This is a genomic window from Pseudomonas aegrilactucae (genome assembly GCF_019168305.1).
Classification (GTDB): Bacteria; Pseudomonadota; Gammaproteobacteria; order Pseudomonadales; family Pseudomonadaceae; genus Aquipseudomonas; species Aquipseudomonas aegrilactucae.
The window spans coordinates 70,233-91,569 of the sequence record NZ_JAHTBI010000026.1 but is presented as its reverse complement, the minus strand read 5'-3'; the positions used below and the strand labels follow the sequence as shown (position 1 = coordinate 91,569).

13 protein-coding genes and 1 pseudogene are annotated in these 21,337 nt (G+C 65.8%); 5 read left to right on the top strand and 9 right to left on the bottom strand.

The genetic code is table 11. The annotated features are described in order from the left end of the window. Positions 1 to 157: 157 nt before the first annotated feature. The 4 genes from KUO17_RS08270 to KUO17_RS08255 are packed head-to-tail and all read right to left on the bottom strand — an operon-like array spanning position 158 to position 5,745. Positions 158 to 1,603: a curlin gene (locus KUO17_RS08270; protein WP_217974959.1), complete on the bottom strand. Its 1,446-nt coding sequence runs from the start codon at positions 1,601 to 1,603 to the stop codon at positions 158 to 160. 22 nt (positions 1,604 to 1,625) lie between these two features. Beyond that, positions 1,626 to 2,099 (bottom strand): curlin, encoded by a 474-nt coding sequence (locus KUO17_RS08265; RefSeq protein WP_217974956.1) that lies wholly within the window; start codon positions 2,097 to 2,099, stop codon positions 1,626 to 1,628. Positions 2,100 to 2,113: 14 nt separating this feature from the next. After that, complete coding sequence (locus tag KUO17_RS08260) at positions 2,114 to 4,351, bottom strand: Ig-like domain-containing protein (RefSeq protein WP_217974954.1); 2,238 nt, start codon at positions 4,349 to 4,351, stop codon at positions 2,114 to 2,116. Positions 4,352 to 4,398: 47 nt separating this feature from the next. Further along, positions 4,399 to 5,745, bottom strand: a complete 1,347-nt coding sequence (locus KUO17_RS08255; RefSeq protein WP_217974953.1) for a hypothetical protein — start codon at positions 5,743 to 5,745, stop codon at positions 4,399 to 4,401. A gap of 264 nt (positions 5,746 to 6,009) precedes the next feature. Here KUO17_RS08255 and KUO17_RS08250 point away from each other — a divergent pair, with 264 nt between their 5' ends. The 3 genes and pseudogenes from KUO17_RS08250 (at position 6,010) to KUO17_RS08240 (ending at position 10,488) form a co-directional block, all read left to right on the top strand. Continuing rightward, positions 6,010 to 7,458, top strand: a complete 1,449-nt coding sequence (locus tag KUO17_RS08250; RefSeq protein WP_217974951.1) for a sensor histidine kinase — start codon at positions 6,010 to 6,012, stop codon at positions 7,456 to 7,458. Between the two features lie 138 nt (positions 7,459 to 7,596). After that, positions 7,597 to 9,089: pseudogene (locus tag KUO17_RS08245) on the top strand (sensor histidine kinase). Beyond that, a complete protein-coding gene (locus KUO17_RS08240) occupies positions 9,058 to 10,488 on the top strand; it encodes a sigma-54-dependent transcriptional regulator (RefSeq protein WP_217974949.1) in 1,431 nt (476 codons plus the stop codon). Before KUO17_RS08245 ends, KUO17_RS08240 begins: the two are co-directional and overlap by 32 nt. 120 nt (positions 10,489 to 10,608) lie before the next feature. Here KUO17_RS08240 and KUO17_RS08235 read toward each other — a convergent pair whose 3' ends face one another. The 4 genes from KUO17_RS08235 to KUO17_RS08220 form a co-directional block, all read right to left on the bottom strand. Further along, positions 10,609 to 10,914 carry a hypothetical protein gene (locus KUO17_RS08235; protein WP_217974947.1) on the bottom strand — a complete coding sequence of 102 codons (306 nt, stop codon included), beginning with the start codon at positions 10,912 to 10,914 and terminating at the stop codon, positions 10,609 to 10,611. 79 nt (positions 10,915 to 10,993) lie between these two features. Next, positions 10,994 to 12,187 (bottom strand): hypothetical protein, encoded by a 1,194-nt coding sequence (locus KUO17_RS08230; RefSeq protein WP_217974945.1) that lies wholly within the window; start codon positions 12,185 to 12,187, stop codon positions 10,994 to 10,996. Between the two features lie 81 nt (positions 12,188 to 12,268). Further along, a complete protein-coding gene (locus tag KUO17_RS08225; protein ID WP_217974943.1) occupies positions 12,269 to 12,736 on the bottom strand; it encodes a VOC family protein in 468 nt (155 codons plus the stop codon). A 170-nt stretch (positions 12,737 to 12,906) separates the two neighbouring features. Further along, complete coding sequence (locus KUO17_RS08220; RefSeq protein ID WP_217974941.1) at positions 12,907 to 14,523, bottom strand: NADP-dependent glyceraldehyde-3-phosphate dehydrogenase; 1,617 nt, start codon at positions 14,521 to 14,523, stop codon at positions 12,907 to 12,909. A 170-nt stretch (positions 14,524 to 14,693) separates the two neighbouring features. On the opposite strand from KUO17_RS08220, the gene KUO17_RS26940 reads away from it, so the two are divergent. Then, on the top strand, positions 14,694 to 15,392 hold the full coding sequence (locus KUO17_RS26940) for a CHASE domain-containing protein (protein ID WP_341869597.1): 699 nt from the start codon (positions 14,694 to 14,696) through the stop codon (positions 15,390 to 15,392). After that, positions 15,389 to 16,897: a putative bifunctional diguanylate cyclase/phosphodiesterase gene (locus tag KUO17_RS08215; RefSeq protein WP_341869596.1), complete on the top strand. Its 1,509-nt coding sequence runs from the start codon at positions 15,389 to 15,391 to the stop codon at positions 16,895 to 16,897. Before KUO17_RS26940 ends, KUO17_RS08215 begins: the two co-directional genes overlap by 4 nt. Positions 16,898 to 19,063: 2,166 nt before the next feature. On the opposite strand, the gene KUO17_RS26935 is transcribed toward KUO17_RS08215, so the two are convergent. Continuing rightward, on the bottom strand, positions 19,064 to 21,298 hold the full coding sequence (locus tag KUO17_RS26935) for a dermonecrotic toxin domain-containing protein (RefSeq protein WP_341869595.1): 2,235 nt from the start codon (positions 21,296 to 21,298) through the stop codon (positions 19,064 to 19,066). Positions 21,299 to 21,337 lie beyond the last annotated feature (39 nt).

The window sequence follows — 21,337 nt, the reverse complement described above, 5'->3', positions numbered from 1 at the left end:
GGCCTGTGAGATTTGAGTTGCCAGCCCTGGTAGCCCGGCAGCAGATGTTTGCTGGGACCACTAGCCACCAGTCACCACCAACAACCAATCACCCAATTTCCCCCCAAAAAAAAGACCGCGACCAGCCCATCGCCAGTCGCGGCCAAAGCGGGGAATCTCATTGCTGCAGCACAGTCGCCTGGTTGGCAGCACCGAACTGCTGGATGGTCGCGCTCATGTTCGCGCCACTCTGGTCCACCATGGCCTGGTTGCCCGAACCACCCTGGGTGACATACGCCACGTTCACACCATCGGTCTGCTTGATGCTGGCCGAGTTGTTGTCGCCATACAGCTGCCAGGTATAACTCTGGTTTCCACTGCCAGACTGCTCCAGCTGGATGCTGTTGGCCGTGCCATTGCTGCTGCCCGTCGCATAGTTGTCAGTACCACGCTGGTCGGCAATCAACAGGTTGTCGCTGCCGTTCTGCTCGAAATACAGCTCGTTGTTGCTGTCGATCTGAGTCAGCTCGGCCGTGTTGCGAGCGCCGTTCTGGTTCAGCCGCGCCAGCTGCGCTATGCCATCCTGCGTCAGGTTGGCACTGTTGCCTGCCCCCACCTGATGCACCTCGGCACGCTGCCCGGTACCGAACTGGCCACCGGCCTTGTCACCCTTCCAGTTGCTGGCCAGCACCTTGTTGCCGGTACCGCTGGAACTGGCAGTCAGCACATGGCTGTCGCCACTCTGGTAGGTGAAGTGCACGTTGCCGGTACCGGTCTGGTACAAGCTGGTCACCGAGTTCAACGACTCGTACTGGTCGGCATAGATGGCGTTGAGGTCGCCAGCCTGGATGATCGTGGCCAGGTTACTCTCACCAAAGCTCTGGTCGATGATGCCTTCGTTGGTCTGCCCATACTGCTGGACCATCGCCTGGCTGCCGAGCTGCGTGTCCTGCCACACCTCGGAGCTGTTGTAGGCGCCGCTCTGGGTGATGCTGAGGGTGCCGCCGATGCCGGCCGTCTGGTCGCCATAGGCCCAGTTGCCTTCGCCACCCTGGTAGATGCCGATCTGCCCGTCGTTGTGGCCCTGGTGTTCGGCAGCGCTGAAGTTGCCACTGCCGCTCTGGATGATCAGGGCATTGTTGCCCGCGCCGCCAAACAACTGCTCGACGTTGGCTTCGTTGCTGTCACCGTACTGTAAGGTGGTGCCCTGGCTGCCGACCTGGCTGTCCTGGTAGATGAACGAGAAGTTGCCGCTGCCTTCCTGTACCTGGGTCGCCTGGTTGGACTGGCCCAGCGACTGGCTGGCGTGGGTGTTGTTGAAACTGCCGGCGGCCTGCTGGCTGATGGTGCTGGCACCCTCGAACAGCTGTTCGGCGTAGCCTGCGTTGTATTGGCCCTGGTGCAGTTGCTGGATGTCTGCGCTGGAACTGTCCTGCAAGGCCGCAGAGTTGTTGCCCAGGCCGAACTGGGTCTGGGTGGTGGTGCTGAGCGGCGCGGCGAGCTGTTTGACCTCGCCGATGTTTTCAGTGCCGAACTGGCTCTGGGTCGAGGTGCTGTCGTCGGCCATGGCCTGGCCGACCAGGCCCAGGACAATGGCGGCGCTGAGGGGAGCGAGCTTGAACATGGTGGTGCCTCCAGACAATTGACTAACGGTATTGGTTGACCTGCACGTGCAGACCATTGCCGGCCTGCACCACCGAGCTGGAAAGCCCCGTGCCGGCCTGCTGGATGGTTGCGCTGTTGCTGTTGCCGATCTGGGCGATTTCGGCCCGGTTGCTGCTGCCACTCTGGATGATCGATGCACTGTTGCCGTTGCCCTGCTGGCTGATCGCAGCCATCAGGTCGCTACCCTGCTGCAGGATGTAGGCCTCCTGCGCACCGCCCGACTGCACGATGCGCCCCAGCAGGGCCTGGCCGTCCTGGCCGATGGCGGCACGGTTGGCCGTGCCGTTCTGGTCGATCACGGCCTGCTGGCCAGCCGGCGCCGAAGCCGGCAGCAACAGCATCGGTTCACCCAGGTCGCTGGTGGGGGCCAGGTCTGCGTTGTCCATCAGGTCGTCGGCCTGCACCGCCTGGCCGGTAAGGGCCAGGCAGAACAGCAGGGGGGCCAGGCGGTGCATGGGCTATGCCTCCGTTACTGCACAACCACCGGGACGGTGCGTACCGTGCCCTGGCTGCTGCGGATGGTCGCCGTGGGCGCGGCAGTCGGTATGGCAGTGGTGCTGTTGTTCACCGTCAGCCGCCAGCGACCGGTCAGCGGTACGGTGGTGGTGCCCAGGGTGACCAGGCCCGCCGTGGTGGTGACCTGCACGGTGATGGTGTTGCCGGTGATCACCGAAGAGGTGCCGCTGATGTCCCAGTTGAAGCGGTTGTTGGAGCGCGCCTGCACCGTGGCCGCGGTGACGGCGAAGGTTTCGGCTGCCGGCCGTGGCGAGACCTGCACGCTGACCGTGCCGGTGTTCGACAGCGCCCCCAGTGCGTCGCGGGCGACGTAGCCGAAGCTGGTGCTGAAGGCTGTGGTGACCGTCGCCGGTGGCGTGTAGGTGACCTGGGTGCCGGTGATGGCGACGGTGCCGCGACCGGTCGGCGGCGGGGTGACACTGGCTACGGCCAGCGGCAGGTTGCCCTCGGGGTCGGTGTCGTTGGCCAGCACGTCGATGCTCAGCGGTACGCCCAGGGTAGCCACGCTGTCGTTGACGGCGGTGGGCGCCTGGTTGGGGGCGACGTTGACGGTGACCGTGGCCGGCGCCGCCGATTTCAGCCCTTTCTTGTCCATCGCACGGTAGGTGAATGTCGCCACCAGCGGTGCGTTGACCACTGCCGGCGGCGTATACACCACGGCGGTGGCGCCGCTGGCGGCCACCGAACCCTGGTCGGTGGCCGGCTGGGTGAGGTCGCTGATGGTCAGCGGCAGGTCACCGTCCGGGTCGCTGTCGTTGCCCAGCAGGCTCAGGCTCAGGGGTACGCCGAAGCTGGTACTGCCGCTGTCGGCCACGGCCACGGGCGCCTGGTTGTCGGCCTGGCTTGGCGCGCTGCCGACCACCAGCACCGGTTCGCTGTCGCTGCCACCGGCAGCGGATTTCACCGTGACCGTGGCCGGTGGTTGCGCCAGGTCGTTGATGGTCAGGCTTTGCAGGGTGCCGGCCTTGGACAGGCGCCCGTAACCCTGCGCGACCAGGTCCGGCACCACCACTTCGTCACTGGAGCGGGCCTCGATCAGCAGGCGTTTGTTGCTCCAGTCGTAGCGTGCAGTCTGCACCTTGACCACGTCGCCAAGCTTGGCCGAGATCGCCGTGGGCCGCGTGCTGCCGGTCGGGCTGCTGGCGGTGAGTACCACCACGGCGGGCGGTGCACCGGGGATCAGGCGCTGGGCGAAGAACAGGCCGTTGTTGTCCGACTGCAGGTTGTACTGGCAGGGCGAGGCGGGCGTGCCCGGCACCAGCGCCAGGGTTTCGCGCAGGCACAGGCTGGCGCTGTTGTCGGACTTGGCGAACACCTCGACGCGGGTGCCGGCGGCGGTGCGACGGTAGCTGGCGCGGCGCATTTCCACCGCGGTTTGCGTGCGGGCATCGAGCACCTTGCCCGACAGGGTGAACAGGGTGGTCTGGATGACCCGGCCGCCGGGGCCTTCGATACGCACGAAGTTGGTGTTGAACGGGCTGCCGGTGACGGCCTCGGTGAGGTTGGGGTCGCCGATGAAGGTCTCGGTGGCACCGGTGTCCGGGTTGATCTCGCTGTAGGGGCCGTTGACGCTGTGCAGGAACGGCCCGACGGCGCCGGTCAGCGCGCCGCTGAAGTCGCCCGGCGCGCCGATCCCGACGTCGCGGGTGATGTTGATGGCGCGCCGCCCGGGCGCGGTGACGTTGACCGTCTCGACACCGTAGGGGTGGGTGATGGTGTAGGTGCCGGCAACCGGCACCGAGACCCGCAGACGGATGCGTGCAAAGCTCTGCTGGTCGCCATCGACCGGGTTCTCGGCGGCAAAGGCCGCTTCCAGCCCGGCAACATAGGCGTCCAGTTCGAAGCCGCTGTTGCCGACTTGGGGGATCGCGGTTTCGGCCAGGTACCAGAACATCTCCGGCGGCCAGTTGTCGGGGAACACCAGCGGCAGGGCGTCATCGTAGATGCCCGGCTCCGGCAGCAGGGTGCACATGTAGGCCGGCGGTACCGATGCCGGTACCCGCGAGCTGGCCGCCCGGGACTGGCACAGTTCCAGCGACAGGTCGGTGCTGTCCTTGTACCACATCGGGTAGCGCCCGGTGGCCAGGGTGTAGGGGCCGGGGTCGACCTCGGACAAGGCCGCCCAGGCAACGCCGCTGAGGGTGAAGCTGAGCCCGGCTGCGCACAGCGCCAGGCGTGGCAATTTGTTCATGCTGCCTCCTGCGACCGCAGTCGCTACGGGACGTGGCGTGATTGGGCTCATGGCAGGATCACCACTTCTTCGCTGTCGCTGCCGCCGTTGCTGCTGGTCACCACGACGCGTGCCGGCGGTATCGGCGACAGGCCGGTGGTCAGGCTCTTGAGCGGCCCTTCGCCGCTGAGTGCACCCACCCCTGCGCCTTCGGCGGTGGTGGCGGTGAGCACGGGCGGGGTGATTTCGTCGCTGGTCGAGGCGGTCAGGGTCAGTTGCCCCGACGACAGGCTGTACTCGGCGCGCTGGATGCTCACCAGGTCGGTGAGCGACAGGCTGGCGGTGGTCGGTGTGCTGCTGGGGATCGCCAACTGGTTGTCGACGGTTACCAGCAGTTGTGTGGGCAGGCTCGGGTTGAGTGCCGACTGCGCGTACCAGGCACCGGTGCTGGTGCTTTCGACAAAGGCCAGGGCCGGGCTCTGGCTGCTCAGGCTGACGCTGGCGGGCGGTGGCGGGGCCTGCACGAATACGTCCTGCTGGGCCACCGGGTTGCCGTTTTCGGTGCGCCGCGAGTAGGTACTGCGCAGCGGGATCAGCGGGGTCGGGCGCACCACCGTGGAGAGCTTGCCGGAGATGGAGAACAGCGGGGTACGCAGGTCCAGGCCGTTGGGCCCTTCGATGCGCACGAAGTTGGTATTGAACGGGCTGCCGGTGACCGCTTCGGTGAGGTTGGGATCGCCGATGTAGCGCTCGCTGGCACCGGTCAGCGGGTTGGTCTCGGTATAGGGCCCGTTGACGCTGCGCAGGAACGGGCCGACATCGCCCTTCAGCGCGCCGGTATAGGTCTGCGGCGCGCCGATGCCGATGTCGCGGGTCATGTTGATGGCGCGGCGCCCGGCAGCGGGCACATCGAACACTTCGACGCCGTAGGGGTGGGTGATGATGTAGGTGCCGGCCACCGGCACATCGACGCGGATGCGTACCCGGGCAAAGCTGACCTGGTCGCCTTCGACCGGCTCTTCGGCTGCAAACGCCGCTTCGATGGCGCTGCCGTAGCTCAGGTCGATACCGCGGGCGGCGTCGACCAGCGCCGCATCAGCGGTGAACCAGAACGCCTCGTCGGGGAAGTTGGTAGGGAACACGATGGGCTGGGCGTCATCGAACACGCCGGGGGTGGGCAGCAGGTTGCACATGTACGACGGGGCACCGGGCGCGCCGGCCACTCGCGAACTCACGGCCTTGGACAGGCACAGGTCGAGCACCCGGCCGTGGCTGTCCTGGTACCACGCGGCAAAGCCGCCGTTTTCCGGCAGGTAGGTGCCTTGGTCGACATCGAACAACGCGGCCTGGGCCGACGTCTGGATCAGGGTGGCCCATACCAGCAAGGCCAGGGGGTGGGGCGTTGGACGGTGCATGAGTGCGTTCCTCTTGCAATCGGGCCCAAGGGTTTGGGTCGTCTGCAGGGGTTTTGGCAACTTCCGTACCAAACCGCCGATATCGCCTGTCAGGCCCGTATCCAGAGGGTTGCGCGGGTGTCGGCGGTCGCAGGGCGGGGCGGGGCGTCGGGGGGCAGGACCCAGGGTTGGGGGCGGTGGGGCAACTTTCGGGGGCGGCGGTTGTCGCGCGCTCATGGCACTGGGCTATACCTTAGGGGGTACTCTTTTCGGGGATGGCCATCGATGACTCGTCAGGAGAGCCCAGCCGCGTGCGCCAACGCCACCCGCCCCGCACCGGGTCGGCAACCGTTCAACCTGCTGCGCTGGTACGCGGTGGTGAGCCTGGCGGTGATCGTCACGCTGTCGATCGGCCTGGGGCTGATCTCCAGCCGGTTCGTGATCAACGAGAGCGTCGAGCGCGATGCCTTGCTGACGGCCCAGTTCATCCAGGCCATCGCCTCGGCCGAAGTGCGCCATGTGTCGATCCCGGATGTGCGCACCATGGGCGAGTTGCTCGACCCGCGCCTGGACCAGAGCCATCCGGATGTGCCGGCCGAGGCGCGGCGGGCGGCGCGCTGGGAGTTCCTCGACCATATCGCGCACCTGCCCGATGTGCTGCTGGCCAACATCTATGCACCGGACCGCATGGTGATCTGGTCGAGCAACCCGGCGCTGGTGGGGCGCATGATCGAGTCCGATGACGATCTGGAGCGCGCATTCGACTACAAGGTGCATGTCTCGGCCAGCTACCACAACGTCGATGACGCGCGCAGCGAGCAGAAATTCATCACCCCGCCGCAGGACCTGTTCATCGAAAACTATATTCCGCTGTTCGATGCCAGTGGCGAAGAGGTCACCGCCATGGTGGAGATCTACAAGGAGCCCAAGGACCTGATCGGGCGGATCAAGAACGGCCTGCTGCTGATCTGGCTGGGCACCACACTGGGGGCGGCAGTGGTGTACTGCAGTCTGTACTGGATCGTGCGGCGCGCGGCGCGGCAGTTGGCGCTGCAGCAGAAGCAACTGATCAGCAACGAAACCTTTGTCGCGCTGGGCGAGATGTCGTCGGCCGTGGCGCACAGCCTGCGCAACCCGCTGGCCAGCATCCGCTCCAGCGCCGAGCTGGCCCAGGAGTTCGACGATGGCGCGGCACAGCGCAATATCGGCGACATCATCAGCCAGGTCGATCGCATGTCGCAGTGGGTGCGCGAGCTGTTGCAGTCGCTGCGTCCGCTGACCGACCAGGCCGAAGCGGTGGCGCTTGAGCCTGCCATCAACGATTGCCTGCAGGCACATGCCCGGCAAGTGGCCAACGCGGGCGTGACGCTCAAGGTCGATGGCCTGGCGCAGGTCAGCGTGCTCAGCCATCCGGTGATGCTCAGGCAAATCCTCAACAGCCTGATCAGCAACGCCTTGGAGGCGATGCCCGAGGGGGGCCAGTTGCAGTTGCAGGTACTGCGCCACAAGCGTCGGCAGGTGCTGCTGCGCGTGTGTGATACCGGCAAGGGCATGAGCCACACGCAGCAGCGCATGGCGTTCAAGCCGTTCTTTACCACCAAGCAGGGTGGCCTGGGCGTCGGCCTGGTGCTGGTACGGCGCATCATGGAGCGTTTTGGCGGTACTGCGCGGCTCAGCAGTCACGAGGGGCAGGGCACCTGCGTGATGCTGAACTTTCGCCGTGGCCCCCGTTAGCGGGGGGCATTCCCCATTTACGGTGCGCCACCTCGTTTGCCTATCACCCCGCGTGGGGTCATAGCTAATCATGTGCAACGGCGACGCCGGGCTGGTCTATAAGCTTATGGAGGCCGGCGTCCCGGCAGGATGTGATCGATGCAGACGCTCAATAACGACAGCCTGACCCGCGACGCCGCTGCCCGGCAGGCCCCCTTCAGGGCGCAGGGGCCGTTCAATCTGCTGCGCTGGTTTTCGCTGGTCAGCCTGGTGATCATCACCTGCGTGGCGGCGGGGCTGGGTTACGTGTCGACGCGCTTTGTGGTGGATGACAGCGTGGAGCGCGATGCCCTGCTCACCGCCCAGTTCATCCAGGCCATGGCCCAGGCCGAGGTGCGCCATGCACGCATTCCCGACGGTATCACCATGGGCGACCTGCTCGACCCGCGCCAGGACGAAAGCTACCCGCAGGTGTCGGCCGACGTGGCGGCGGGGGCGCGCATCGAGTTTCTAGACCACGTCGAGCACCTGCCCGACAACCTGCTGGCAACGTCTATGCGCTGGACCGTACCATCGTCTGGTCGACCAACCCGGAGCTGGTGGGGCGCAGGATCGAGGCCGATGACGACCTGGACGAGTCGTTCGAATCCAGGATGCCGGTGTCGGCCAGCTATCACAAGGCCGATGACGATCGCGACGAGCAGCGTTTTCTGCGCGAGCCCAACTACCTGTTCATCGAGAACTACATCCCGATGTTCGATGCCAGCGGTACCCGCGTGGTGTCGATGGTGGAGATCTACAAAGAGCCGCAGGACCTGATCAAGCGGATCCAGCGCGGTTACCTGCTGATCTGGACCAGCACCATCCTGGGCGGCTTGCTGCTGTACCTGGGGCTGTTCTGGATCGTGCGCCGCGGCGCGAGCATGCTGGCCACGCAGCAGACCCAGCTGGTCGCCAGCGAGACCTTCGTGGCGCTGGGCGAGATGTCCTCGGCGGTGGCGCACAGCCTGCGCAACCCGCTGGCGACCATTCGCTCCAGCGCCGAACTGGCCCACGAGGTAGCCAGTGCGCCGGCGCAGAAGAACATCGACGACATCATCAGCCAGGTCGACCGTATGTCGCGTTGGGTGCGTGAGCTGCTGGTGTCCTTGCGCCCGGTGAACGACGATGCCGAAGCGGTCGACCTGCTGGCGGCGATCGACGACACCCGGCATGCCTTTGCCCAGCAGATCCAGCGCTGTGGCGTGCAGGTCGAGCTGGACCTGCCACGGGCGGCGGCAGTGGTCAGCCAGCCGGTCCTGTTGACGCAGATCCTCAACAGTCTGTTTTCCAACGCCGTGGAGGCCATGCCCGGAGGCGGCCGGCTGCGTATCGAGGTACGTGTGCTGGAGGGTGATCGGCAGGTGCAGATGAGCCTGAGCGACACCGGCAAGGGCATGACCCAGCAGCAGGAACGTATGGTGTTCAAACCGTTTTTCACCACCAAGCAGGGCGGCCTTGGCGTCGGCCTGGTACTGGTCAAACGGATCATGGAGCGCTTTGGCGGTGCGGTCAGCCTGACCAGCCGCGAACAGGAAGGAACCCGTGTCAGCCTGACTTTCACGATGGCCGGAGGGGAACATGGAGCACAGCATCCTGGTGGTGGAGGATGATGAAATCCTCGCCCGGAACATCCAGACGTATCTGGAGCGCAAGCAGTTCGAGGTGACCGTCTGCCATTCGGCAGAGGAGGCCCTGGAGCAGTTGCAGCGCGTACAGCCCGACGCGGTCCTGACCGACAACTCATTGCCCGGCATGAACGGCCATGAGTTGCTCAGGACCCTGATGAGCCGTGCGCCGGACCTGAAGGTGATCATGATGACCGGCTATGGCAACGTCGAGGACGCGGTCACGGCCATGAAGGAGGGCGCGTTCCACTACCTGACCAAGCCGGTGGCGCTGGCCGAGCTCAAGCTGATGCTGGACAAGGCGCTGGCCACCGAGCGCATGGAGCGCACGCTGTCGTTCTACCAGGAGCGCGAGGCGCAGAAGTCGGGCGGGCAGGCGCTGATCGGCGAGTCGCCGGCGATGCTCGGGCTCAAGCGCACCATCGGCCAGTTGCTCGAGGCCGAGCAGCGCATGACCAGCGGCGACCTGCCGCCAGTGCTGGTGGAGGGCGAGACGGGTACCGGCAAGGAGCTGGTGGCGCGGGCGTTGCACTTTGACGGTGTGCGCTGCAAGGGGCCGTTCATCGAATTCAACTGTGCCTCGATCCCGGCCAACCTGCTCGAGGCCGAGTTGTTCGGCCACGAGAAGGGTGCGTTCACCGATGCCAAGGAGCGACGCGTGGGGCTGGTGGAGGCGGCTGACGGCGGCACGCTGTTTCTCGACGAGATCGGTGAAATGGACCTGCTGCTGCAGGCCAAGCTGCTCAAGCTGCTGGAAGACCGCACCATCCGGCGCATTGGTGCGGTGAAGGAGCGCAAGGTCGATTTGCGCATCATCAGTGCCACCAACTGCAACCTGGAGCAGATGGTGCAGCAGGGCAAGTTTCGCCGGGACCTGTTCTTTCGCCTGCGCATCATCTCGATCAAGGTGCCGCGGCTGTATGCGCGGGGCGAAGACATCCTGCTGCTGGCGCGGCATTTTCTGGCCCAGCACGCCAAGCGCTATGGCAAGGGGCAACTGCGCTTCAGTGCCGAGGCCGAGGACCTGATGCTCAGCTACAGCTGGCCGGGCAATGTGCGCGAGCTGCGCAACATGCTGGAGCAGACCGTGCTGCTGGCGCAGGGCGAGGTGATCGCGCCGCACCAGTTGAACGTGTGCATGAGCCTGGTGGACGAGCCGCTGGAGCTGTCGTCGCTGCCGGTGCATGATGCGCGCCCGCTGCAACAGGACCCGATGGAATCGATGAACCTGCCGGAGGTGGAGCGCGACATGGTGCGCAAGATGCTCGACCGTACCGACTGGAACGTGACCAAGTCGGCCCGTTTGCTGGGGTTGAGCCGCGACATGTTGCGCTATCGGATCGAGAAGCTGGGGCTTACGCGGCCAGATCGCAAACAGTGGTGAGGCCTTCGCCGGCAACGCCGGCGCCCACAGGTTTTTGTGAGCACTGCATGACCCTGTGGGAGCTGGCTTGCCAGCGAAGCTTTTCAGATCAACTGCCACCAGAGCCGCTGACACCCCCCGCTATCCTTGCCCCCGACCCCCCTTGCTGCCGCTGGTCTCGGACCCGGTGCCATCGGTGCTCTGGCGGCGGCTGCCATCGGTATCGGCACCGCCCTGGCGGCCATCGTCATTGCCCTGGGTGCGGGGGTCTGTACCGCTGGGGATCGGCGGCTCGTTGGGGGTCATGTCTACCCCCGAGCCCGCCGGTGCGGGGTTCTGGATGCCATCGCCTGGGTTGGTCGGGCCTGTGCCCGCGGCCACGGCCAGCGTGGCCTGGGCGCCCAGCAGGGCAGCAAACAACACAGCGGTCAACGGTGTACGGGTCATGGTCAAGCTCCTGTTCAGAGGGCTACCTGACATTGGTCCGTCGACACACGCCAAGGGTGCGGTGCGGGCGACCAACGGTCTATTCGCGACCGCGCATGAAGAAGCCCGCCACGTACTTGCGGAAGGTGTCCAGGCTCTTGAAGTCGGCAAGGCGCTTGAACGTCTCGGCCTCGGGCTCCGGCCCCAGCGGCTGCTCGGTCAGCGACACCGACAGTACCCGGTCAAGGTCGGAACTGAGCACCAGCCCATCCATCACCTGGCCACCGATCACCGGCCGGCGCATGACCACCCTGACGCCTTTGCCGGCCATCCAGTCGATCAGCGAGATGAGCATCTTCAGCGGCTCGCGCTCCTCGTCGCGGTACACCGGAAACAACTGCCCACGCGACAGCACCGGCACGCTGGCCACATGGATCAGTTCATAGAAATGGCTGCCCGCGGTGGCCGGCGAGTAGACCGCCAGGGCCAGCAAGGGCCCGGGCGTCTTGCTGCCGCCCCACAGCAGGTGATGGCCCTGGAAGTCGAAGCCGTCCTCGCTGCGTTCGTTGTACACCTTGCGCGTCCTGATCTGGCTGACGCAGTCGAGCAGCAGGCCATGGCGTCGATGGTTGCCGAACACCGTGGACTCGCGCAGGCGTGCCTTGAGCATCATCATGTGCTTCATGTCCAGGCGGGTTTCGAGGTAGTTGCTGGCCGGCACCCGCTCGATCAGCGGGTAGCGGTTGGCAACGCTGCGCAGTTCGGCGAACTGGCCGGTGAGGTCCTTTTTCAGGTGCGTGGCATACACATTCAGGCCGCTGGCCTCGATCAGCGTCAGCAGCAGCGACAGCAGGCGATGCTGCTCGCGCCTGTCGGGCGCTTCAGCGGCCTGGCCAGTGCCTGCGCCTGCGCGCTGGAAATCGCCGATCAGGCGCAGTGGCGTGTCCGGCGCCAGCCAGGCGGCGGGCGGGGCGTCGTGCTCGCTGCGGCGGGCCTCCTCGTCACGCTCGTCCTTGCTGAAGGCGCAACCGGTGGCGTGTTCGGCGGTGCCTGGGTTGTTCTTGAGAAACAGCGTGCCGGTACTGCCGTTGAGGTTGACGTTGAGCACCGGCAGGCTGCTGGGCTGGCAATCGCAGGCCAGCCAGTGGCCCGCGGCGCGCACCTTCATCAGCAACTGGTTGGCTTGCAGCAGGCGCGGGCCCTCCAGGCTGCCCTGGGCAAAGCCGCGCAGCAGGTCCTCTTCTGCGGGGGTGAGGGTGCGCACCAGCGCGGCGTTCTTTTCAATGATTCGCATGGACTATCCTGGCCTGCCTTCCGGTGCCTGCCACCTTAATTCAAAGCCCTGCACACGACCATCGCCGTGTGCAGGGGGCAGTCAGGCTGCGCCGAACAGTTTGGCCGCGCGGGCACGGATTTCTTCGACGCTGACGTCCTCCACATGGGTGGCGACGAACCAGAGGTTGCCGAACGGGTCCTTGAGGGTACCGCTGCGGTCGCCGTAGAACTGGTCCTGCACGGCGCTGACCTCGGTGGCGCCGGCCTTGATGGCCTGGGCAAAGCGCGCGTCGACGTCCTCGACATACAGGTGCAGGCCGACGGCGGTGCCGCCGAGCGACTGGCTGGCGGTCAGCCCGCCGGCCTGGTCGCAAGGCTCGGCGAGCATCAGCGAGGAGTCGCCGATCTTGAGTTCGGCATGCCCGATACGCCCGTCGGGGCCTTCGAGGCGGAACATTTCGGTGGCGCCGAAGGCGGCCTTGTAGAAGTCGATGGCCTTGGCGGCGTCCTTGATGCCCAGGTAGGGGGTGATGCTGTGCTGACCTTCGGGGATGGGTCGGGTGGCCATGTTGTCCTCCATTGGTACGCAGTCAGGTGGTGTCTGGTCGGGCCTCTTCGCTGGCAAGCCAGCTCCCACAAGGTTCAGTTGCGCTCACAAAAATCTGTGGGGGCTGGCTTGCCAGCGAAGGGAACACCGCAGTCCAGAACTATGCTTGTACCCTTTGGCCTGCTGCGCAATCAGAAGATGTAGTCAGTCGTCAGGAAACTCGATTCGCGGTTGCGGATGATGTCGCTGATCAACTGCTTGTTGCTGTCCTGGAACCGGGTCGCCACCAGCGTGCGGATCGAGAACACGCGCAAGGCGTCATGCACCGACAGGGTGCCTTCGGCCGAGTTCTTGCGCCCGTTGAACGGGTAGGTGTCCGGCCCGCGCTGGCACTGGGCATTGAGGTTGATGCGCCCGACCTGGTTGGCGAAGGTGTCGACCAGCCGGCCGACCTGCGCCGAATCGGTGCCGAAAATGCTCAACTGCTGGCCGAAGTCCGAGTCCAGCACATAGTCGATCACCGTCTGCACATCACGGTACGGCACCACCGGCACCACCGGGCCGAACTGCTCTTCGTGGTACACGCGCATCTGCGCGCTCACCGGGTACAGCACGGCCGGATAGAAGAACGAGCCCCGGCTTTGCCCGCCGCCTTCGTTGACTACTCTGGCGCCGTGGGCCACTGCATCGGCCACCAGGCCGTCGAGGTAGTCGACCTTGCCCGCCTCGGGCAGCGGGGTCAGGCTGACGCCGGGCTCCCACGGCATGCCGGGCTTGAGGCTGGCAAGCTTGCGCTGGAACTTGTCGAGGAAGGCGTCCACCACCTGCTCGTGCACGAACAGGATCTTCAGCGCCGTGCACCGCTGGCCGTTGAAGGAGAGGGCGCCGGTGACCGCCTCGTTGACCGCGTTGTCCAGGTCCACATCGGGCAGGATGATGCCCGGGTTCTTCGCGTCCAGGCCCAGCGCGGCGCGCAGGCGGTGGGGGCGAGGGTGGAGCTTTTTCAGGTCGCTGGCGGCCTTGTTGGTACCGATGAAGGCGAACACGTCGACCTTGCCGCTGGCCATCAGCGCACTCACGGTCTCACGCCCGCGCCCGTAGATCACGTTGATCACCCCGGCCGGGAAGCTGTCGCGAAACGCCTCCAGCAACGGGCGAATCAGCAGCACGCCGAACTTGGCCGGCTTGAACACCACGGTGTTGCCCATGATCAGCGCCGGGATCAGCGTGGTGAAGGTTTCGTTGAGCGGGTAGTTGTAGGGGCCCATGCACAGCGCCACGCCCAGCGGGGCCCGACGGATCTGGCCAAGGGTGTCCTGCTCCAGCTCGAAGCGGCTGGAGCGGCGGTCCAGTTCCTTGAGCGCACCAATGGTGTCGACAATGTAGTCGCAGGTGCGGTCGAACTCCTTTTCGGAGTCCTTGAGGTTCTTGCCGATCTCCCACATCAGCAACTTGACCACCGCCTCGCGTTGCTCGCGCATACGTGCCAGGAATGCCTCGACATGCTGGATACGTTCGGCCACGCGCATGTTCGGCCAGGCGCCACGGCCTTTGTCGTAGGCACGCACGGCAGCGTCCAGCGCGGTGAGGGCGGTGTCGGCATCGAGCAGCGGGGCGCTGCCCAGGATCACCTGTTGTTCACCGGCGTCGGTCTTGAGCCACACCGGGCTACGCACCGTGGCCAGTGGGCCGTCCCAGCGCTGCAACTGGCCGTCGACCAGGTAGTCGCGCTGTTCGAGCGGCTCGCCCAAGCGGTACGCCTGGGGAATATCCGCGGCAGCGGGGAACAGTGAATCCAGACGATCCATGACGCAGCACCTCTTTTTCTATGATGGGTGAAACGGTTCAGCCGAGCATAACGCCGACATCAGGAAAAAAGCCAGCGCACCTAAATATTGACCAGGGTGCGCCGATAACCCGGTATCGCGTAGTGAAACCGAGCATGACCCTACCTGTATCCGCCCCAGATGATAGTCAGATGCTTCCGGCACGCCTGCGCACCACGGCGTATCGGCTGTTGCCTATCGGCTTTGCGCTGATCGGCATTGGCCTGGCGGTGGCCCTCGGGCGCCTTGACGTGCAGCGCCAGGAAAGCGAGTTGATCGCCAATGCCAGCGCCCGTCTGTCAGGCGTACGCGCCAGCGTCGAAGCGGAGCTGCGAGCCGCCTTCAGCGAAACCGAGGGTATTGCGCAACTGCTCAGTGCCGACGGCCAGATCAGCCCCGCGCACTTTCACGGCATGGCCCGTCAGGCCATAGCGTCAGTGCCCTATATTCGGCATATCGCGCTGGCACCTGACGATGTGATTGTCGATGTGTATCCATTGGCGGGTAACCAGGGCATCGTCGGCATCGACTATCGCCAGTTGCCTGAACAGTACCCATTGCTGCTGCAGGCGCGCGACGACGCACGCGCGGTGCTGGCCGGGCCGGTGCAACTGGTGCAGGGCGGGCGCGGGCTGATCTACCGGCGGCCGGTGTTTCTCAGCGGTCACAAGGGCGTGCGGTTCTACTGGGGCAATGTATCGATCGTCGCGGATATCGATCGGCTACTGCGCGAAGCCGGCCTGAGCGACGACACCCGCTTCGACCTGGCACTGCGCGGCGCGGATGGCCACGGCGCGGCGGGGGGCGGTGATCTGGGGGGGCGCCACAGCTGTTCGAGCAACCCCTGGTGACGCTGAACGTCGATGTGCCGGGTGGCACCTGGCAACTGGCGGCCACGCCTCGCGGCGGGTGGCCGGCGTTGAGCCTGTTCGCCTCGCCGCTGTTCATCTTTGCGCTGACCTGCACCGGGCTGTTCAGCCTGTTCGTGGCCCAGCTGAACCGCAGCAACCGTCTTATCAACCAGCGCAATGGCGAGCTCAAGCACTCCCAGGCGCAGTTGCAGCGCCTTGCTCACTTCGACGCCGTCACCGGCTTGCCCAACCGTGTGCTGTTTCGCGAGCGCCTGCTGCAGGCGGTGGCCGGTCCGCACGGTCAACTGGCGGTGCTGGTGCTGGATATCGACGGGTTCAAGCAAGTCAATGACAGCCTTGGTCACCCGTTGGGCGATCTGTTGCTGGAGCAGGCGGCGCAGCGCTTCAGTGCGGTGCTGGGCCCTGACGACAGCCTGTGTCGCCTGGGGGGCGATGAATTCGCCTTCCTGCTGCAGCGCGCCGACGCCAGCGACCAGGCGTTGCCTCGTATCGATGCCTTGCTGCAGTGCCTGCATGCGCCGTTCGCACTCAAGGGCAACGCGGCGCTGGTCACCGGCAGCATCGGTGTTGCCCTGTTTCCGCAGCACGGTCACACTGACGAAATGCTCATGCGTCATGCCGACACCGCGATGTATGTGGCCAAGGAAAGCGGACGCAACGCGTGGCGCCACTATCACCCGGACATGACCCAGCGCCTGCAGCAGCGCCTGACGCTGGAGCGGGCCTTGCGCCGTGCGCTGGATCACAACGAGTTCGAGCTGTGGTACCAGCCCAAGATCGACCTGTTCAGCGGCAGGGTCGAAGGCGCCGAGGCCTTGTTGCGCTGGCGCGATCCACATCAGGGGCTGATCTCGCCGGCCGATTTCATTCCGTTGGCCGAGCGCACCGGGCTGATCATTCCGCTGGGGGAGCGGGTGCTTGAGCTGGTGTGCGCGCAGATCAAGCATTGGCGCGAGCATGACCTGCTGCCCGGGCCGATCGCGATCAACGTCGCGGCCGTGCAGATCGAGCGCAGCGACTATGTGCGCAGCCTGTGCCAGGCCTTGCAGCGTCACCAACTGCTGCCGGCACTGCTGGAGGTGGAAATCACCGAAAGCCTGCTGATGGAGAGCCAGCAGCATGCCTGCCAGGTGTTGGCCCAACTGCAGGCGCTGGGCGTGGCAACGGCGGTGGACGACTTCGGTACCGGCTACTCGTCACTGGCCTATCTGAAGGCGTTGCCGATCAATCACCTGAAGATCGACCGGGCATTCATCAAGGACCTTCCGGATGATGAAAACGACGTTGCGATCACCCGCGCGATCATCGACCTTGGCCATGCACTGGGGTTTCGCATTACTGGCGAAGGCATCGAGACCCCCGCACAGTACGCGTTCCTGCGCGATGCCGGTTGCGACCAGGGCCAGGGCTACCTGATTGGCCGGCCCATGCCGGCACCGGCCTTTGAACAGTGGCTGCTGGGGGTACGCAGCCTCGTGGTGTGAGGCCCTCAGTCAATGGTGCCGCGTGCCACGCCTTCTGTCAGGGTTCTGCGCAGGGCCGTGAGGCGTTGCTCGTAGAGCACACGCAGGCGTGCGGCCTCACCGATCAGCTCGCCTTCGCTCAATGTGCTGCCGGCTTGCTCCAGCGCCTCGTCCAGTTCGGCACGCGAGGCCGCAAACTGTGACGCGAAGCGTTCGCGCAAATGCCGGTCCCAGTCTGGGTACACCGGTTCCTCTTCGTGGTTCTGTGCCAACACCTCATCCAGCCCCTGCGCGGTGCTCGGGTCGATCGCCAGCACCTGGCTGCGCTGCTGCTCGACCCAGGTCTCACTCGGCAGTGGCAGCACGTCGACCAGCGCGTCGATGATCACCGGTTCATCGGCGGTCGGTGCCTGGGCCAGGTCGATGCCGGGGGTGCTGGCGATGCGCTTGAGCGCCCACTGATACAGGGTTGCATAGCTGTCTTCGGACATGGTGAACGAGAGGCTGATGACGCCGAAGGCGATTTTTCGCATGCGTACATGATTGACCGTGACGGCCAGCAACGCACGCGAGCGTGCTGCCAGTTCGGGGCAGGCCAGGGCATGGGCCACTTCGGCCTGTTGCTCAAGCTCGAGCAGGGTAGCGCCTGCGCGATCGATGATCTGCTGGCGCAGCGCGGGGTCGGCGTCCATCCAGCTCAGCAGGCGCCATAAGCGGCGTCGGTAGGTTACCGGAGCAACGGCGTAGGGCGGGCTGTCGAACATCACGCGCAGGTCGCGAAAGAAGGCCGCCGGCAGCACCTGCTGCAAGCGCTGCCAGCACGCCTGTTGCTGCACGCTGGCGTCGTCGAGCAGTTCGCTGTAGTCGATTTCAGCGATCAGCAGGTCGACGCGGTGGATGCTGTAGAACTGTTCGATGGCCTGCAGCGCTGCAGCACTGAGCGGGTTGTTTTCCAGGCGCAGTGCGCGTCCCAGGGCAGGGCTGATGAGCGTGGGCAGGTCACGCAACTGGTTGCCAGACAGGTCGATCAGGTGTGGCGCATCCAACTGGTCGAGACCGGCCGGAAACGCGCTCAGCCCGCAGTTGTGCAGGTCGAGCTCTTGCAGTTGCGTGAGGTGGGTGACCGCCGGCGCGGTCCCCAGCGGGTTGTTCGACAGCCCCAGCGTGCTGAGCTGTGGGTAGCCGTTCAGGGCGGCCTGGGCGGCGTCATTCCAGGCGAGCTGGTTGTTCGCCAGGTCGAGCACGGTAATCTGCAGGCCCAGGTCGGGCGGTACGGCGCTGAGTTCGCAGCCGTTCAGGCTGACGCGCTGCAGTTGGGTAAAATGACGCAGGAAGGCATCGGGCAGGCCGGTCAGGGAGTTTTGCTCCAGCGACAGTTCGCGTACATGATCGAAGTTCGCCTCCAGCACCGGGAAACTCTCCAGGTCACCGTCATTCAGGTCCAGAAAGTCCAGGTTCAGTTGCACGATCGTTTCACCTTCGGGCATCTGGCGCACAGAGACCCGCTGCCAGGCAGCGAGTACTTCCCGGCGGGCCGCCTGACGTGCCTCACTGTGCATGGCCCATAGACCGAGTGCACTCTTGATGCGTTGCAATGACTGCTCAAGGCTGCGCAGGCGCTCGTGTACGGGCGTTTCCCCAGCCTCCCACTCGGCCAGCGTGGCCTGGCACTGTTCGGCACTGGCGTGCGGGTACAGGTTGCGATAGCGCGACTGTAGCGATGAGGTGGCCGGCGACACCGCGGGGTAGCCGCCACGGCCACTACCGCCAGGCAGTCGACCCTCGAAGGCCCAGCCACGTGACTGGCCGGACCACAGCCAGTGGGACAGCTCGTGCCGCGGGCGGCTGAGCATTGAATGTATCCGCTGTTGTACCGCGTCGCGGTTGTCCACGCCGAGCAGTTGGCGGTAGCGTGGCGCAATGGCGTCGTGGATGGCGCCATACAGATCGTCGTCAGGCGCCTTGAGCGCGGTGCCATCCAGGTAAACCTGATACCCGTCCTGGCTGTGCACCAGCACTCGCCGAGGTGGCGATGTGATGTGTCCCAGGCGCTGCAGGACGGGACCCTGCGGGCCGCCGTGACGGGCCTCGAGCCCCACCGTGTCGCTCCAGCCGGGTGCATGCTCAAGGCACAGCAACGCCAGACGCGTGCTCTCGGGGCTTGCCAGCGCCGGCCAGAACAACCCTTCACGGGCACGCGCCAGCGGCACATCGGCAGACAGCGCAGCGGCCTCTTCCAGCAGCTTGGGCGGGAGGGGAGCCGGTGGCGTCCAGCGTGCCAGTCGCGCCGCCCCGACGCTGTCGAGCAGCGCCCCGGCCAAGGCCGGGCTGAGCCGCGCGAAGCGCTCGGTCAAGGCGTTCAGCCGCAGGTCCGTGCCCCCCCAGCGCCTGGTAATGGTGCTCAAAGCGGGCCCGGCGCGCCGCGCCGCTGATCGGGCTGTCACGCAGCAAACGGTCGATCTTCAGCCGTTGCAGCGTATCGGCCAGCAAGGGAGGCAGTGGCAGGTTGGCGACATGCACACGACGCAATGTATCGTCGTCGGTTGCGCTGACCTGACAGGCCTGCTCAAGCTCGGTATCGGTCAGGTCTTCGACGCGTGCGCCCAGACGCCGCAGCAGCGTCGCCCGCGGCCAGGTCAGTGGCTGTTCGTGCACGCTGTGCCAGGCGCCTTGACCGTTGTGCTCCAGCACCGGCTGGTAGGCGTCGGGCCGAGACGGGTGGCGCACCCGCCATTGCTGCAGGTGGGCATCGAAACCTTGTTCATACAGCTCAGTGCCGAGCTTCACGTAGTGCGTGTCGAGGTGCTGGTACTGGCCCCGGGCATTGGCCACCAGACCATCGGGCGGTGGCACGCGGGGCCGGTAGGCCGCCAGGTCAGGCAGGTGCAGGCGGGGCCTGCCATCGGGCAGTTGCACCTCGACCAGGGCATCGAGCAAGGCCGGTGCAGCGCTGATCGCGACCGTCGCGCCCACCATCATGCCCGCAGTGATCGCCACCGACTGCAGGTGCGCCATTGCTCCCTCGACGTCGCCGTCACGCCAGTCTTCGATCCCGTCGTAGACTTCATTCACCAGTTGTACCGCCGTGACCACCAGCATCACCGGGCCCAGGGCCGGCACGAACATCGCGGCCGCGTTGAGTCCGTTCAGCGCAGCGTTTTCCCAGTATGCCAGGCGTGCCTTGCGCACCTGCTCGTCCGCTTCGGCGGTAGGTACCGCGAGTGTGCGGGCGTCCTCCTTGAGGCGCTGTATGTGACGCTCCTGCAGGGCCCCGAACAGTTCGCCGCGCACAGCGCTGGATCTGAGCGAGAGGCTGGCCTGTTCATCCGGGTGCCAGGGCCCGTCGTCGTACAGCGCCAGAGGTGCCAGGTTGTGCTTGAGCACGGCAAACAGATGTTGCTGCTGTTCCAGGGGCACATAGCGGCGAAACCCATCGCGAAATCCCGGCACGCTCAAGCGACCCTTGAGGTAGCGCTCCAGTGCGTGCATGGATGCATGCTCGCTGAGTGCTTCGTCGAGGTCACCGGGCAGGTACAGCAGCCACGTGTCGGGTTGGCCCGGGGGCGTCACGCCCAGCAGCAGGATATCGTGCAGTGCTACGCCGTGCATGCTCAGCAGGTGGGCCTGCGGCGCAGGCTCGACGGTACTGCCACCAACGACGCCATCGAGCAACGCCAGCAGGCTGGTGCGGGCGGCCTCACCGATACCCCGGCGTGCCCGCCCCAGGGCGATTTCCAGGCGCAGCGCATCGCGATAGGTGTCAATTGAGTCGCGGCGTACCTTGTCGCGGGTGGCCGGCGTTTCGAACACCCGCTGCAAATGCAGCTGATACTGGCCGCCAAGGTCAAGCTCGCGGCACAGTCGGGCGTACACCGCCGGTTGCAGTGGGTGGCGCAGGTAGCGGTAGCTCAGCTCGCCCTTGTCGTTCAGGTCGAGCTGGAAGTTGCCGGCCAGGGTGATCGCGCTGCTGGGGTGGAACGTGACGTCATCGCCAAAGTTCTGCAGCGCTGCCTGCAGCAGGCTTTGTTTCTGGTAGCGGGTTCTGGACGCCAGCAGCCATGGGATCGACTCCTCATGAAACTGCACCAGGTCGGTGGTGTGCACGTCCAGGGCGTGCCCCGGTTCTGCGTGCAGGCGTGCCTGCAGCAGCGGTTCGGCGAACGCCAGAATGCCTTTGAATTCACCCAGGGTACGTGCCAGCACCTGGCTGGAGCGGCGATAGGCGCTGCGTGCCGCCTGAACGGCCTGGCGATGCTCGGGGCGGCCGTTGGCCAGCCAGTCCGGCTCGCCAGCCGCGCGGGTGTGGGTCAGCGCCAGGTGCTGGCGCAGGTCCTGGGCGTTCTGTGCGGTGGTGTGCCTGAGCCAGCCTGGCAGGCGTTCGCGGATGAATTGGGCATGGGGCAGGGGGGCAATGGCAGGCATGGTTGTACTCCGGTCCGTGGACCGACAGCACAACCGATT

Excerpts from the sequence above, each read along its gene's own strand:
- KUO17_RS08270 (WP_217974959.1), bottom strand. The coding sequence starts at position 1,603 with ATGTTCAAGCTCGCTCCCCTCAGCGCCGCCATTGTCCTGGGCCTGGTC.
- KUO17_RS08265 (WP_217974956.1), bottom strand. The coding sequence starts at position 2,099 with ATGCACCGCCTGGCCCCCCTGCTGTTCTGCCTGGCCCTTACCGGCCAG.
- KUO17_RS08260 (WP_217974954.1), bottom strand. The coding sequence starts at position 4,351 with ATGAACAAATTGCCACGCCTGGCGCTGTGCGCAGCCGGGCTCAGCTTC.
- KUO17_RS08255 (WP_217974953.1), bottom strand. The coding sequence starts at position 5,745 with ATGCACCGTCCAACGCCCCACCCCCTGGCCTTGCTGGTATGGGCCACC.
- KUO17_RS08250 (WP_217974951.1), top strand. The coding sequence starts at position 6,010 with ATGACTCGTCAGGAGAGCCCAGCCGCGTGCGCCAACGCCACCCGCCCC.
- KUO17_RS08240 (WP_217974949.1), top strand. The coding sequence starts at position 9,058 with ATGGAGCACAGCATCCTGGTGGTGGAGGATGATGAAATCCTCGCCCGG.
- KUO17_RS08235 (WP_217974947.1), bottom strand. The coding sequence starts at position 10,914 with ATGACCCGTACACCGTTGACCGCTGTGTTGTTTGCTGCCCTGCTGGGC.
- KUO17_RS08230 (WP_217974945.1), bottom strand. The coding sequence starts at position 12,187 with ATGCGAATCATTGAAAAGAACGCCGCGCTGGTGCGCACCCTCACCCCC.
- KUO17_RS08225 (WP_217974943.1), bottom strand. The coding sequence starts at position 12,736 with ATGGCCACCCGACCCATCCCCGAAGGTCAGCACAGCATCACCCCCTAC.
- KUO17_RS08220 (WP_217974941.1), bottom strand. The coding sequence starts at position 14,523 with ATGGATCGTCTGGATTCACTGTTCCCCGCTGCCGCGGATATTCCCCAG.
- KUO17_RS26940 (WP_341869597.1), top strand. The coding sequence starts at position 14,694 with ATGCTTCCGGCACGCCTGCGCACCACGGCGTATCGGCTGTTGCCTATC.
- KUO17_RS26935 (WP_341869595.1), bottom strand. The coding sequence starts at position 21,298 with ATGCCTGCCATTGCCCCCCTGCCCCATGCCCAATTCATCCGCGAACGC.